The sequence below is a fragment of the Ensifer sp. GW823-FHT05D09 genome (assembly GCF_058795755.1).
Genome location: NZ_JBXAIA010000013.1, coordinates 21,074 through 35,140, shown reverse-complemented (window position 1 = coordinate 35,140; position 14,067 = coordinate 21,074). Strand labels below are relative to the sequence as shown.

Sequence of the window (14,067 nt, the reverse complement as noted above, 5' to 3'; positions counted from 1 at the left end):
CTTCGCTTCAAGCAACTCGGGAGATTTTCGCCTGTGGGGTTTCGAGGATGTCGTGCATCTTGTGCGCGACACCATTTTCGGTGAGGAACCGGCACATTTCGCCGTAGGTGTGGAACCAGGCGCGGTTGTACCGGTCGAATAGGCCCTGGTCCCAATAGTCCTCGAGGCAGAACGTCGTCTGCCCGAAGATGTCGAAACTGGGGATCTTGAATGTGTCTGAGAATTCGGCCGTCCGGCTGTCATAGGTGCAGTAGATCGACGGGACGCCGTTCACCAATGCCATCAGATTGCCGTGCAGGCGATAGCCGAGCACCAGATCCTGGCCGCGGATCAGCTGTTCATAATCGGCGACCACATCCGAATAGAACAGCCTATTCCGGTAGAGATCCAGCATCGCCTCATCGAGGTACCACGACGATGTCCAATGATCGGCCCTGAGCGCGGTGATGGCCTCTGCGCGTTGCGCCTCGTCCCCCAGAACGAGCTTCTTCTCCTCGACTTCGCCTTGCGCCAAAAGCACCGTCTGGAAGCGTCCGGCGATCGCTTTCACCAGATCACGGTGGAAGGTGAGATAGCGTTCGATGTCCTTGGCGTAGGCGCCGGAGACTTCACGCCTGACAGTGACACCGACGTTGCGGACCTGTTCCAGCGGCGGCAGCGTGATGCGCAATTCCGGATCGTTCCGCCGGAAGGCGGTGGGGCAGCCGACGATCCGCACGTTGCGGATGCCAAGGCTCCAGAGAACGTCGGCCGAATAGGCTCCACGCACTCCGACTGTGGTTGTTGATTCGGACATCAGCTGCAGCACAGCGCGGGTCTCGTCGGAGATCCTGATTTTTCCGTCCACCGGCGCCTGTGCGCCTATACCGAAGCCAATGACGGGCAGGCCGAGCGCCTTCAGGACCGTCGCTGCCGCCTCCCAGTTCATAGCATCGTGAATGTAGTTCGATCCCCGCAGGAACACGTAATCGTATTCCTCCCGAAGACGGGCGATCTCGCGTGGTTTGAACTCCGATATCTCCAGAACACCGAGTTTTTCGAAACGCAGCAGCTTCAGCGACGAGTCGAAAACGAACGCATCGCCCATATTGTGATAGGTGTTGATGTGAGACCGGATGTCTTGATGGTTGTACCAGCGAACGCTGTCATGCGCGTAGACCTCGCCGGCGGGGATCATGACCAATATGCGTGCCAAAAGCTTATTCCGTCACTGGAATTGTCATGAGACGCGCATCTCGACGCGATGTGCGGCACTGTTTCTTTCGCTGAGCAGGCTGCGATAGACGTCAAGGTGTTCTCGCGCACATTCCTCGGCGCTGAAGGGCGACCGCATTGTGCTGCGCAAACGGTCCCAAACCGTGTCGTCGTTCAGGACTTCGACCATCCGATCCGCAAGGTGCTGGCCGTTGCCGGCGCGAAAATGCAGGCCATCGGAGCCGTCGCGGACTTTTTCGGCCATGCCGCCAATGTCCGAGCAGATGATCGGGCGGCGGTGCAGCAGCGCTTCCTGGATGACGACCGGCGAATTCTCCCACCAGATCGACGGAAAGATCACCCAATCCACGGAGCGCATGAGCTTTGGCAGATCCGCATTCTGGTAGCTGCCGTAGAAGCGGACGCGGCGACCGGCGCGCTCGATCAGCGTCTTCATCCGCTCCTGGAATTCGACCGGCTGGCGCTCGAGATTGGCACCGAAGATCATCAGATAGGCGTCGTCACCCCATATTTCGTCCGGCACTCGACCGACGGCATCGATCAGCACATCGACGCCCTTGAACGGCGTCATCTGACCGAAGAACGCGAACCGATTGCGACGCGCGTCCGTTCGCGGAACGTCGCGAGCGGGGGCCGCCTCCTTGCCCATGATCCCATTTTCGATGACACGAATGCGTTGCCGATCGATACCCCACTCGGCATAGCGCTTGGCGAGAAAGGTGCTTGGCGAAACGAATGCATCGACCATGTCGAGGAGCATGGTGCGCACCAGCGCTTCGCGCCTGAGAAACCTTGATGCCGGAATATCCGGAAAACAACTGTTGCAGGCTGCGGGCGAAGCCTGCTCGCAGAGCTGGCCTGTCGGTCGCTTCACCATCTGACCATGGTTGTGGCAAATCGGCACGAATTCGTGAAGCGTGAGAAGCACTGCGGCGTCCGGCAGAGCCGACCGTACCGCATAGAGCGCTTCCAGACCGAACCCCAGAACGTGATGGAAATGAACCACATCCGGTTTGACGTCCCGCACGAACCGCAGGAGATCGCGTTCGATCGCCTCGACGTCCTCATTCGCCAGGTGGAAATGGTCATAGGCATCCGTGTGGAACAACACCTCTTCCTGCGGCAGTCGTGCACTCATGAGCGCCGATGACGCGTGGCGTTGAAGTGGAGGGGAAGCCGCCGCGAGATATACCGATTCGACATCTTCCATCGCGTTCAGGCTGCGATGCAGGTTGTGCGACGCGACCTCCGCTCCACCGAGCGAGAACGAGGGATGCGCGTGCGAAATCACCAGGACGCGAAGCTTTGGCCCCTTCATGCAGAAATCCTGTCAAAGAGTTGGTGGCTCTCGCGGCCGTTGCGCCACCGCGACTTAAGTATTTCCGCATCGATGCGTTCGGCGAGCACCGCAAGCTTGCCGTTCTGCTCTCCCGACAGCGGTTCGTCGCAGCCGAGCATCTGGATCGACGGCAGCAGCCAGGAGGCAATGCCTGCCTTGTTGATCCTCAGGCCGATCTCGCGGGCCTTCTGTTTTGAGCCGAGATAAACGCCGCAATCGCGCATCACGTCCTTCAGGACCGCACGCGGCATGATGCAGCATTCAAGCGACGCGACGTCGACCCGCGTCAATTGCAGTGCCGCAATCGCCATCAGCGGATAACCGGCATAACGATCGAGCAGCATTTGATCGCCACCCTCGGAAAGCCAGCTTCCGGCCCATTTCACCGAATGATCATCATAGGCGAGCATTGGCGAGATCACGCTTCCAACGTGGTCCGATCCCGCCGCCGTCAATGCGCCGTACCAGCCCTTGGCCGCCGGCACGAGTGACCCGGACATCGTTATGATCGTCTCGCTTGAAACCTCTTCTGCCCCAACCGACAGGAGATCGAAGCGATCCAGCGCACCGGCGGCACAGACGATGCGGACCGAAAGCCCGTAAAACCGTACCAGCTGTCGCAACCGGGCGAGATCCCTTTGGAAGGCGGACTTGCTGACGGCGATTACGAGTGGAGCGCAACGCGTCTGCGGATCGAGCGCGAACAACGCAAGCAACGGACCGACTTCCGGCATGCCGACGGTAGAGCCGACGATTATTGGGACGCCGGATTTCTCATCGAACACCCCGACGTCGACAATCGCTTCCATGCGCGGCGCGGCACAGGCGGCGTTGGAAAGCAGCGGAACGATCTGGTGATCGACGATCGCCGGCAGCGCCCAGTTGGCCGCATCGAACAGAGACAACTGCTGGAGTGCGGCTGTTCGGGCGGGCATCCGCTTCGGCATCAGGGGCAGAAAGGCGCGGCGCCCTTCTCGCAAGGTGAGCTCTAGAAATGGCGCTGCGTCGAGTTTGCCACCAGGCAGTCTGGCATGGGCGACGAACCCGTGAGCCTGATCGTCGCTGTCGAGCGACGCCCGGAACGCGGGTTGATCGGCAAAGCTTTGCGAAACGTCGATCCGATCGAGCCGCGTCCACATGTCGTCGAGCCTGGCCTCCGTGCTGGGCCGGCGGAGCTTGACTGCAGTCACGTGGTGTTCCGGGTCGAGCATCCAGCCGGAAATCAGCATGTCGCCGTCATCGGTCTCGAAAACCCGATCAACATCCATGCGAACCGGGAAGGGGAGGCTAGATACCGTGTCCTTGCCGGTAAAGCCGTTTGCCGCCGACCGCAAGCGCAGCATGGCTTCCGGCGTGGCCCGGGCATCGAGCAGAACGGAACGGATATGGTCCGGGGTGTCGAGAGCCGCGCTGACCTGTAAGCGGGAATGGGCCGGTGTCAGGTGCCAACCGCCACCAGCGTTGTATATGATGCCCTTGAGCGTGTCAGCGCGCACCCTTCCGCCCGTCTCCAGAACGGCGATGAAGCCCAGTTCGCCCTCCGGTATGTCAGGCCGGGCAAAACTGGCGACGAAACAATCCGCAACTATCACCGCGCCGGCAAGAAGATAGGCTTGGAAACGTCCGGGAACGAACGCGCGGCTCCAGCCCATGATGACGATGACGCCGTCATGGGTCTCGCCAACCAGTTCGATGTAGCCGTCGGATGGCTGCTGCGCCCTTATCAGCGAAAGTCCGGCAGAAATCCTGCCGCGGTTCGATGGCTGTGCCATGAGCTGATCGGCGAGGCGACCGATGACCGCGGCGGTCTCTGCTGCAGCCGTCTGCGCAACAAGGGTTGCCACCTCGTCAATCGAGATTTGTTTTGGGGCTACGATGAAACGCTCACGCGTGCGGCCGTCGTCAACGTCGATCATCGAGATTGGCACGTCGGTTTGCGACAGCGTCAGAAGCGCCGCGAAGCCGTGTGTTGCCGAAGGCGACGGCGCCGACAGGGCCCAGTTTGTCACAAAGGCGTCGTCCTGCGAGGATGTTGCGCCATCAGCCTTGACCGAAACCGCCTGACCCCTCGGGCGGCCGCTGCCAAGGACCAGCACGGTTTCCTGATCAATCCGACAGGAAATGGCTCGACCCTTGCCGAAGCGCGGAGCCTTGGCCGCAGTCGGGCCAGCGGTGGCACCATAGACTTTTTCGTCGATTGCCGTTGCCTGTCGCATCATCATCTCGCCAGCAAAGTCAGCAGTGCGCCGGCGGCAAATCCCACGAGAACGAAGAGGAGCATCACAAGCGGTTTGGTGTCACTGCCCGCCCGCTTCTGCAGGCCCGTAAGTGTCTTCTCCATGCCCGCCACAACGCCATCCATCCGCAGCAGGTGCACGTCCAGATCATCAAGCCGCCGGATCATCTCGGTACGAAAGCCATCGATGCCACCGTTCGGATCGTCCGTGCCGTCAGCCTGCGCCGCATCCGCACCGACAGACGGAATGCGCTGCAGTGAACGTTGAGAAACCTGCAGCTGCCGCTGGGCGGCCATCAGCACGTCCAGCTTGTCGAGCACACGGGTCAAAGGTGCGGCGATCAGGGCTTCTGCTGCTTGCTCATCCGGTTGCGGCACGCGCAGAGGCTGGCCCGCCCCGTCGCCCGTGATCGCCATGACGACGAGATCGCGGCTGCGCTTTTGCACCGCCTCCGGCAGAGCGATCTCGAAAGCGTGCTTGCCGTCACCGATCCCGTTTCGCCTGAGATCCGGGCGATTGCGGTCGGCAATTGCTTCGGCGACTGGTGCGCCATCGAGAAGGACGCGCACCTTGAGCCTTTGCCCCGGGGCAACAGGGTCGAACGCCCAGCCAAACAGGCGTCCGCCATCGATGGCATCGACCCGACCGTTGACGGGTTTGGCGCCATCGCTCTCAGGGGGCGTATCGAGTTTTTCTGCGACTTCAGCCATGGATCCTCTTTATGCGGCCTGAACCTGCTGGAGATTGAAAAGAGCGAGGTAGCGCGAAGCGGTCGTGTCGATGTCGTCAGGCCGAATGGCTCTGCCCGACAGTTGACGGAGTAGCGTCGGCTTTTCGATGATCTGCCGCATGGCAGCCGCGAGCTGGCGCGGATCGTCGGGAGCAACAGTCAGGCCGTTGACACCGTTCCTGACAAGCTCGGCCATTCCGCCGATATTGCTTGCGATCACCGGTCGGCCTTGTGCCTGGGCTTCCTGGATCACCAGCGGCGCATTTTCCCACCAGATTGACGGCACGATGGTGCAGTCGACGGCGCCGATAAGGGCAGCGACATCCTCCCGCCGGTAGGGTCCGCGTCGCTGCACCTGAGGCGCCGTTTCGGAAAACAGACGCTCGATGTCGGCGATGAATTCAGGGGCCTGAAACGGAGCGCCGCCATGGACGCGGAGCTCGAAGTCGACGCCATCAACGATCAGCTGGCGCGCCGCTTCCAACAGCACTTTGGTGCCCTTCCAGGGGTTGAGGTTGCCGAAGTAGCCGAAGGTGGGGCGGCCACCCTTGGGTTTGTCCTTGCTGGTCTCGAATGCTCGCGCCGGCAGTCCGTTGGTGATGACCGCGATACGGCTTTCGGCAATTCCCCATTCGACATATCGCCGCTTCAGGAACTCGCTTGGTGCGACAAAAGTATCAATCGTGCTCAGGAGCGCCTTGAGGTGTTGTTCGCGCAGGGCAAAACGATCGGGCTTGATGTCCTTGAAACAGGCGTGGCAGCGGTCCGGGCCCGAGGCATGGCAGAGTTCGCGCTTGTCGGTGCGCACCATCAGGCCATCGTGGTGGCAGATGGGATAGTAGTCATGCAGGGTCATGACGATCTTGCACGCCGGCAGCGTCCTGCGCACGATATGCGGAAACTCGGCGCCCATCAGCAGGATGTGGTGGAGATGCACTACATCCGGTTGGAACTCGCGCAGCAATTCGGTGAGATCAGGCACGAAACCGTAGAGATCGATCTGACTCATGAAGAAGCGATCGAAATGGCCGGCCCAAAGCAGGATTTCGTCGCCTGTCGGCCCGATGGCCTGGAAGCTCGTGCCCGGCCTTGCCTCGCGGTGAACCTGGTTGACTGCCCCCAGGAACAGCGCCTCGTGTCCTGCCCGTTGATAGGCGCGGAAGAGATCATGCGCGAAGACCTCCGTGCCGCCCGGATGAAGCGCCGGATGATTGTGAGCCACCACGAGAATACGCTTGCTCATGCGTGGCTCCGTCGACGCTCGCCCACGAGAATGTCCTGATAGTGGGTGCCGCCCGGTGCACGCCAGTGGCCCAAGGATTTGAGCACGACCGAGAGGCCGGTGCGACCAAGTGCGTCCTCCAGAAATCCGTCGTCGAAGCCGACCGCTGCCAGCGGCGGTTGATCCGGCACGAACCAGCAAGGCCCCTGGCCGGCGCGCGCGAACGCAAGGCGCGGATCGCGTCGGCCCGTGGCATTCTGTCTGGCGGCGTCGTCGACGATGAAGGCCGTCATGAACAAGCGGCCGCCCAATGCAAGCACTCGGAAGATTTCGGCCAGATAGGCCATGACCTCTTCTGCCGGCAGGTGTGTGACGACCGATGTCATGATGATGAAATCGAACTGTCCGTCGGCAAACGGCAGTTTCAGCTCACGTCCTCTAATCTTCCCAGAGGGGTTGTAGAGTTCATGGGCGATGTCGAGGCGTTGGAAGGCGAAGTTCGGGTAGGCCGGCGTCACTGTCGACCTGCACCAGCGGATACCACCCTCCACGGGGTCGAGGCCTTCATAGCGCCCGCTGTCGCCATCGAGATATTGGGTGAGCGGCACGGCCATGCGGCCGATGCCGCAGCCGATGTCGAGGACGCGATGATGGGGGCGTAAGCCGCCCGTTCGGACAAAATGTCCGAGAAACTCGGCGCCGATTGCCCGGAAATCGCCGTCGCCGACGAAAATGCTGTTGGCATCCGGTTGCGGAAGGAACCGGTTGCGCGAGATGCTGTCGGTCAGCCAGGACAGATGCGCATCGTCAAAGGGCGACGGTGCGCCCACTTCATCGCGCGGCAGGGCATCGATCATGCATTTGTCCATTCAAGTGTGCGGTCATCGGGGGATGCGGGCTCGGGATTACTCGGCGGACGCTCATCACGCGCCATCAGCGCGGCGATGTCGTCGTCCCAGCGCTGGGTGTGGAGCCAGGAGTTGTACTGGCTCGCGACCCCGCGCATGTAGTCTTGGCTGCGCCGGATCGATTGGCGCTCGAAGTGATAGAGGCACGCAGCCGGTTCGTAGCCGATCTCGAAGCCGGCCCGGCGGATCTTCAGGCACAGGTCGCTGTCTTCATAGTCGCCGATGATGTAGTCCTCGGTGAAACCGCCGACGCTGTCGTAGATGTCCCTCGACGTGACGAGGCAGGCTCCCGTAACGCCCGGAACGGTTCTAGCTAGCTGTGCCGGCAGGTAGTTGCTGGGCATGCCCTTGTGAAAGTGGTGGTTCAGCCAGATCCCGCGCTGGTCGCGGCCGAAGTAGAGGCCCGCATGCTGCAGCGACCTGTCTTCGAAGATTAGCCTGGGTCCGACGGCGCCGAATGCCCCGCTCATGACCGGCTCTATCAGGGTCTGCACCCAGCCCGGTTCGCAAGGAACGACATCGGAGTTGAGCATGACAAGCAGGGAGCCGCGCGCCATCCGTGCGCCGGTGTTGCAGGCCCGCGCGTAACCGCCGTTCCGGTTCATCACCACGAGCCGCATGGGAAAGCCATGCAGCAGGTGCAGCCCGCCGAGCAAATGCTCGGTTTCGTCCTGGATCTCCGGGGAATCGAGCACGAAGACGAGCTCGGCATTTGCCATCAACCAGGGATCGGTGGCCATGCCCGACAGCTGGAAGCGGAGAAAATCGAGGACCTTGTAGAGCGGGATGACGATGGAAACGAGCGGTGCTTGTTGCGCCAGGCCGTAGTCTCTCGTCCGCTTCACCTCGACTGTCTTGCCGAGACGCTGCTCTACTTCCCGGAGCGCCGGCGCGAGGATGGTGCGGAAGGCATCGTCGATCGCATGTTGCGGCGGGACCGCGCGAAGGATCTGGTTTCGCTGCAGCACCGGTTCGAAGGGCTGCGGCGGCGGGATGAGGGACTTCACCGCCCCTGACGCGAACCGCATCTGAAAGCGCGGTTGCAGCAGAGGGCCGAGCGGCTGATCAAGGGGGAGGCGGGCGACGAAGCCGGTCACATCAGTTTTCGACTTGTCGGCCTGCGTCTGTGCCCATCCGGGGAATTCGTAAATGTTGCCGTCTAGCGGCACGGCTTTCCCGTCCGCCTGCAGATAGTCGATACCAGCGAGCATGGAGGAGGGATCATGATACCAGCCGCCGACGAGCAGGCTGTCGGAAAGTGCGAGTGCCAGATCGACCTGCCCGGATGGCTGTTGTGCTGCTCTCTGAACGTGACGTTCTTTGAGGGGCGCGCGAATCTGCAGGTCGATCGCGGTGGCCGGTCCGCCGTTCGGCCAGGTAGCGAGGTGCTGAACGAGCAATTCGCGCAGTTCGACCGCGTCGCGATTGTCTGCCCACCAACGCGTCAGGCTCGGACATTGCGCTTCACGCTCCGTAAGCTGCCTGATGGCGGCACCGTTCTTGCTGAGCAGCACGAGCTGAAAAGGTGGGCTGAGGCTCGGCATCTCGGCGATGAAGTGGCAGGTCTGCCAGGCTCCCCGCATGCGGCGCCGGACGATGGCCTTGGGTCGCAACTGGCTGACACTTGCCGAGCCGACGACGTAGATTGAAAGCTTGTCGTCAAACTCCGCATTGATCGTCGTTTCGATCAGGTACCGTCCACGGCCAAGTTCGCAGGTTATGCGCGCCGGCCGAGGCAATGGTGCCAACGCGTTGAGAGCGTCCTCGACGATCAGGCAGAAATAGGGATCTCCGGCAATTTTGAATGCGCTTCGCCAGGTCGTCAGCAAGACGTTGAGAAATCTGATGCGCGCATCCGGCGCGAGCTCCAGAAACAGCTGCTCCATGTCGAGGGGAGGTAGGTTGCTTGCCGGTTCGATGCTGACAGGAACCACGTTACCGTCGCGTTCGGTGGCAATGACGGCTGGCATCGACACCCTTGTCGTGCGCATCGCCCACAGCGTCCGCTGCTGTCCGTCGGCGAGTGCGAGTGTCACGCTGACGAGCGGCACGGGCGGTTTTGCCATCGTCAGCGCCGGCCGTGTCGAGGTCGGCGATACCGGCGGCAGATCCCAGATCACAACCGCCAGGTCCGATCCCAGGCGGAACGTCTTTGCGCCCCGGTAATCGGCACTCGGCTGTTTGATGTCGCTGAACGGCAAATTCGATCCCTCTTGGAGTGCGCGCCCTGCGGGAGGAATGCAGGGCACGCGTTGTCCACGCTTAGTGAACCGTGAAATAGTTCTCGGGATTTGCGTGAATGTCGTCGATGTCGACATTGACCAGGGTCAGTGAATCGCCATGGCCGAGATCGATGATGACATTGCCGCCGACCTGGGTGATGCGCGAAGCGAGGTCGTCAGGGGAGGTGATGTCGAGACCGTTGATGCCCTTCGAGATCTGCAGCAGATCTTCCCCGGGTGTGAAGTCGAGGATGACGTCGTTGCCGCCGCCGCCGTCGAAGACGAAGATGTCGTTGCCGGCTCCACCGACCAGGAGATCGTCACCAGCACCGCCGTTGAGGACGTCGTTACCATCACCGCCGAACAGCGTGTCGCTGCCTTTGCCGCCGGACAGGAAGTCGTTGCCCTGGCCGCCGAGCAGAATGTCGCTGCCGTTACCGCCGAACAGGAGATCGTCGCCCCATCCGCCGGTCAGGATGTCGTTGCCGTTCTCGCCATAGAGAACGTCGTCGCCTTCGCCGCCAAACAACGAATCGTTGCCGTTGCCGCCGAATAGCTGGTCGTCACCTTCGTCACCGAAAATGATGTCATGTCCGTTGCCGCCGCTCACGAAATCATCACCCGCTCGGGCGTGGATGAAATCGTTGAAGCGAGAGCCGAACAGCGCGTCATCGTATGCGCCGCCTTCTAGTGTGGCCATCTGCCTCTCCTCTTGGTGGATAAATCGCACGTCCATCGACCGGGTCGATGTTGATGCGCCGGGAGTGTGCATCGGCATAAAGTATATATCAACAGAGATTCTGTGGCAGAAACGTGAAATCTTCGCGTTGTTATTGTCACTATTTATGGGTATTTGTCATCAGAATTATTATATACTTAGTTTGCGCGAATTATATCGGTGTTTTTGCGGTAACTTGCTTCAAAAATTGTAGTAATTTACCGCGTCTTGCGACCATTCTGGCTTGGTCAATCTTCCCTGAAGGCGCGATTGAAGCTCTCTGTCAGCGGAGACACGAGGTAGTCGATGGCACGGCGCGCCTTGTGCACGATCAGCACCTCGGCCGGCATGCCGGGATAAAGTCGGACATCGGGATCTGCGGCAAGGGACGTCGCATCGATCTTGGCGCGTGCGGTGAAGTAGGAGACGCCCGACTTTTCGTCGACCGACTGGTCCGCAGCGACATAGGTCACCTCGCCATTGAAGGGCAGGCGTGAACGCTGATTGTAGGCTGTCAGCCTGATCTGCGTCGGCGAGCCCACCGATATGCTGTCGATATCGCGCGGGTTCACCCGCAATTCGACGACCAGCGGCTCGTCTTCGGGCACGATTTCCAGGAGCGGCTGCCCGGGCGTAACGGCGCTTCCGGGGGTGCGCAGCCAGATATTGCTGACCACGCCCGCTTGCGGCGAGCGAATCTCCATGCGCCGAAGCACATCCTTTGCAGCAATGATCTGTTCTTCGACGTCCGTCAGGTCGATGCGCGCCGTCGTGATCTCTCCGGCAATCGTCGATTGAAACTCGCTTTCGATACCGATCAGGGCAAGCTGGGCGCCAGCCTTTGCTTTCCCCGCCCGCGCCTTGTCGCCCGCCAGTTCGCCGCGTGTTCGGGCAAGCTCGCTCAGGCGGGTATCGACCTCTATGAGCTTGGCGCGCTGCACGAAGCCCTTCTCGACCAGCGTGGCGATCGCCGTGCGCTGCTCAGTGATGAGGGCGATCTGACGATCGGTCGCCTCCACTTGCGTGAACAGCGATTTTGTCTGCTCGCCATATTCCTCGATCGTTTTCGTCTGCACGTCGATACGTCCGGACTTGGCCTCGTGCCGTTTGTCGAAGAAGACATTCTCCGCCTTGATCGCTTCATCGACGGCGACCCCGCCTGCCTCGCCGAAGTTCTCCGGGAAGGTGATCGCTGCCGCACCGTCCTGTTCTGCCTTGAGCCTGGCGAGCCTTGCGATCAGGCCGATGCGACGGCTGTTGAGCGCGTTCAGGTTGGAGCGTGCCCGGGTGTCTTCCAGAAGGATGAGCGGCTGCCCCACAGTTACCTGTTCGCCCTCCTGAACCATCAGGCGACCCATGACGCCGCCCTCGAAATGACTGATCGTCTTGCGTTTGGAATCGACGATGACGCTGCCGTTGGCAACTGTCGCGCTGCTGAGTTCTGTCGATACCGCCCAGGTGAAGAAGCCGCCGAAGGATAGGAAGATCGTTGCAAACCCCGCAACCATCAGGCGGCGAAGCGCGCGATCTGCGTTGATGTCATCGACCTCGGCAGGTGTCGGCGCCGGCCGGGCGGTTAGTCTTACCGGGGGACGGGCATCGAGCTCGGAATGCTGAGGCCGGAGCGGAAGCGTGTTTTTGTCGGTCATGCGGAAGCAACCTCGCGCAAGGTTTCGCCAGGCCCTGGCACAGCGGTCAAAATGTCGGTTCGCGGCCCGAACTGACTGATACGACCATTTTCAAGGACGAGAAGCTTGTCGGCGACCTGCATGATCGATGGCCGGTGGGCGATCATGATGACGATGGCGCCCTGGTCGCGCATCCGCTGGATCGCCCGCACGAGCGCGCGCTCACCGAGCGAATCGAGATTGGCATTCGGCTCGTCGAGAACGACGAGACGCGGGCGATTGTAGAGGCAGCGCGCCAGCGCAATGCGCTGTCTCTGACCGCCCGAAAGTGTCAGATGACCGTCGCCGACAGGTGTGTCGTAGCCGAGGGGCAGGCGGCCGATCATCTCGTGGACTTCAGCAAGCCGCGCGGCTTCGATGACCTTGTGAGGATCGCCGTCTTCCATCCTTGCGATGTTTTCGCGGATCGTTCCCTCCAGCAGAGACACCGATTGCGGGAGATAGCCGACCTTTTCGCCGAAAGACCCGCGCTCCCAGAGATAGGTGTTGTGCCCATCGAGAAAGACCCCGCCCGACGTTGGCTTCAAGATGCCGACCAGCAGCCGGGCAAGCGTCGACTTTCCGGCCGCCGACGGGCCGACCACGCCGAGCACCTCACCGGGGGAAAGCGAGAAGGAGACGCCCTTGATGATCGGCACCTCGACGCCCGGGACGGCATAGACGAGTTTATCCACAATCATCTCGCCGGCCGAATGTGGCGTCGGCGTCGTCTGGCGGATCGCCATGTCTTCGCCGATCGCCGCCTCGATCCGCCGCCAGCCGGCAACGGCGAGCACCCATTGGCGCCAGTTTTCGATGATCGTGTCGAAGGGGATGAGCAGCCGACCAACGAGGATGCTCGAAGCCATCATCGCGCCGGGGGTGATGGCCTGGTCAAGCACCAGCAGCGCACCTGTTGCAAGCGTGATCACCTGGATCGAGTACCGCAGGCTGCGCGTCATCGACGTCATCGCCTTGCTTCTGCTTCCGCCGGCTTCGAGCGCACCCAACGCGTGGATTTGCAGGGTGCGCCAGCGCCTGGCAAGTGCGGGCAGCATGCCCATCGCCTCGATCGCCTCGGCATGCCTCAGCGAGCCCGCAATCTTGGAAACCGCTTCGACATTCGCCTGGTTGGCTTCCCTGGTCAGTTGGCGCGTTAGTATGTCATTAACCAGCCCGCAACAAATGAGCACCGCCACCGACACAACCCCCACGAGCCCAAACAGTGGATGGAGCAGGAATAGCGCACCCAGAAAGATCGGCGACCAGGCGGCGTCGAGCGGAGCGACCACCGCTGACGAGGTGAGGAAACCACGCAATTCCGACAGGTCGCGAAGGGATTGCGCCGCTCGCGAAAGCCCTTGATTCACGGAGGCTTGGACCGCCGATGCCAGAACCGGGGCATTAAGCCTTCGCACAATGGCACTGCCCATGGCCTGGAATGCAAGGGACCGGATCAAATCGAGGACGCCATAGACGACCAATGCGCTGATCGCGAGCAGCGTCAGCATCGTAAGCGTATCGAAGCTCTGACTGTTGAGAACCCTGTCATGAATCTGCAGCATGAACAGCGGTATCGTCAGCTGAAGCAGGCTTATGCAGACACTCAGCAATGCGGCGTAAAGTGACACGGAAAGAAACACACGCTTGGCTTGCAATATTAGCAATCTTGGATTGATAATTTCGTCCTGGCGCATAACCCCTAAAATTTGACCGTTGCTTATCGTCTCGTTCCGAACAGTATCACGCATGGGCGGTTGCCTGAGGTTAACGTTAAAGCCATCCGTGGAGGACGTGTGGCTTTAAATC

General features: G+C 61.2%; 10 protein-coding genes. All 10 read right to left on the bottom strand.

Features of this window, described 5'->3' with window-relative positions; all coding sequences use genetic code 11:
- Positions 1-7 precede the first annotated feature (7 nt).
- The gene (locus AC1Q80_RS27595; RefSeq protein ID WP_492362506.1) at positions 8-1,195 is read right to left on the bottom strand and encodes a polysaccharide pyruvyl transferase family protein; all 1,188 of its coding nucleotides are present in this window, start codon (positions 1,193-1,195) and stop codon (positions 8-10) included.
- Positions 1,196-1,219: 24 nt separating this feature from the next.
- Entirely contained in the window at positions 1,220-2,533 is a 1,314-nt protein-coding gene (locus AC1Q80_RS27590; protein ID WP_492362505.1) for a glycosyltransferase family 4 protein, read from the bottom strand.
- Positions 2,530-4,776, bottom strand: a complete 2,247-nt coding sequence (locus AC1Q80_RS27585; RefSeq protein WP_492362504.1) for a hypothetical protein — start codon at positions 4,774-4,776, stop codon at positions 2,530-2,532. The genes AC1Q80_RS27590 and AC1Q80_RS27585 overlap by 4 nt, the downstream gene beginning before the upstream one ends.
- Positions 4,773-5,501 carry a hypothetical protein gene (locus AC1Q80_RS27580; protein ID WP_492362503.1) on the bottom strand — a complete coding sequence of 243 codons (729 nt, stop codon included), beginning with the start codon at positions 5,499-5,501 and terminating at the stop codon, positions 4,773-4,775. The genes AC1Q80_RS27585 and AC1Q80_RS27580 overlap by 4 nt, the downstream gene beginning before the upstream one ends.
- A 9-nt stretch (positions 5,502-5,510) precedes the next feature.
- Positions 5,511-6,764, bottom strand: a complete 1,254-nt coding sequence (locus AC1Q80_RS27575) for a glycosyltransferase family 4 protein (protein ID WP_492362502.1) — start codon at positions 6,762-6,764, stop codon at positions 5,511-5,513.
- Positions 6,761-7,600, bottom strand: a complete 840-nt coding sequence (locus tag AC1Q80_RS27570; RefSeq protein WP_492362501.1) for a class I SAM-dependent methyltransferase — start codon at positions 7,598-7,600, stop codon at positions 6,761-6,763. Before AC1Q80_RS27570 ends, AC1Q80_RS27575 begins: the two co-directional genes overlap by 4 nt.
- A complete protein-coding gene (locus tag AC1Q80_RS27565; RefSeq protein WP_492362500.1) occupies positions 7,597-9,852 on the bottom strand; it encodes a glycosyltransferase family 2 protein in 2,256 nt (751 codons plus the stop codon). Before AC1Q80_RS27565 ends, AC1Q80_RS27570 begins: the two co-directional genes overlap by 4 nt.
- 61 nt (positions 9,853-9,913) lie before the next feature.
- A complete protein-coding gene (locus AC1Q80_RS27560) occupies positions 9,914-10,573 on the bottom strand; it encodes a calcium-binding protein (protein WP_173422070.1) in 660 nt (219 codons plus the stop codon).
- A gap of 266 nt (positions 10,574-10,839) precedes the next feature.
- Positions 10,840-12,240 carry an HlyD family type I secretion periplasmic adaptor subunit gene (locus AC1Q80_RS27555; protein ID WP_492362499.1) on the bottom strand — a complete coding sequence of 467 codons (1,401 nt, stop codon included), beginning with the start codon at positions 12,238-12,240 and terminating at the stop codon, positions 10,840-10,842.
- Positions 12,237-14,009, bottom strand: a complete 1,773-nt coding sequence (locus AC1Q80_RS27550) for a type I secretion system permease/ATPase (protein ID WP_492362498.1) — start codon at positions 14,007-14,009, stop codon at positions 12,237-12,239. Before AC1Q80_RS27550 ends, AC1Q80_RS27555 begins: the two co-directional genes overlap by 4 nt.
- Between the last annotated feature and the right edge of the window lie 58 nt (positions 14,010-14,067).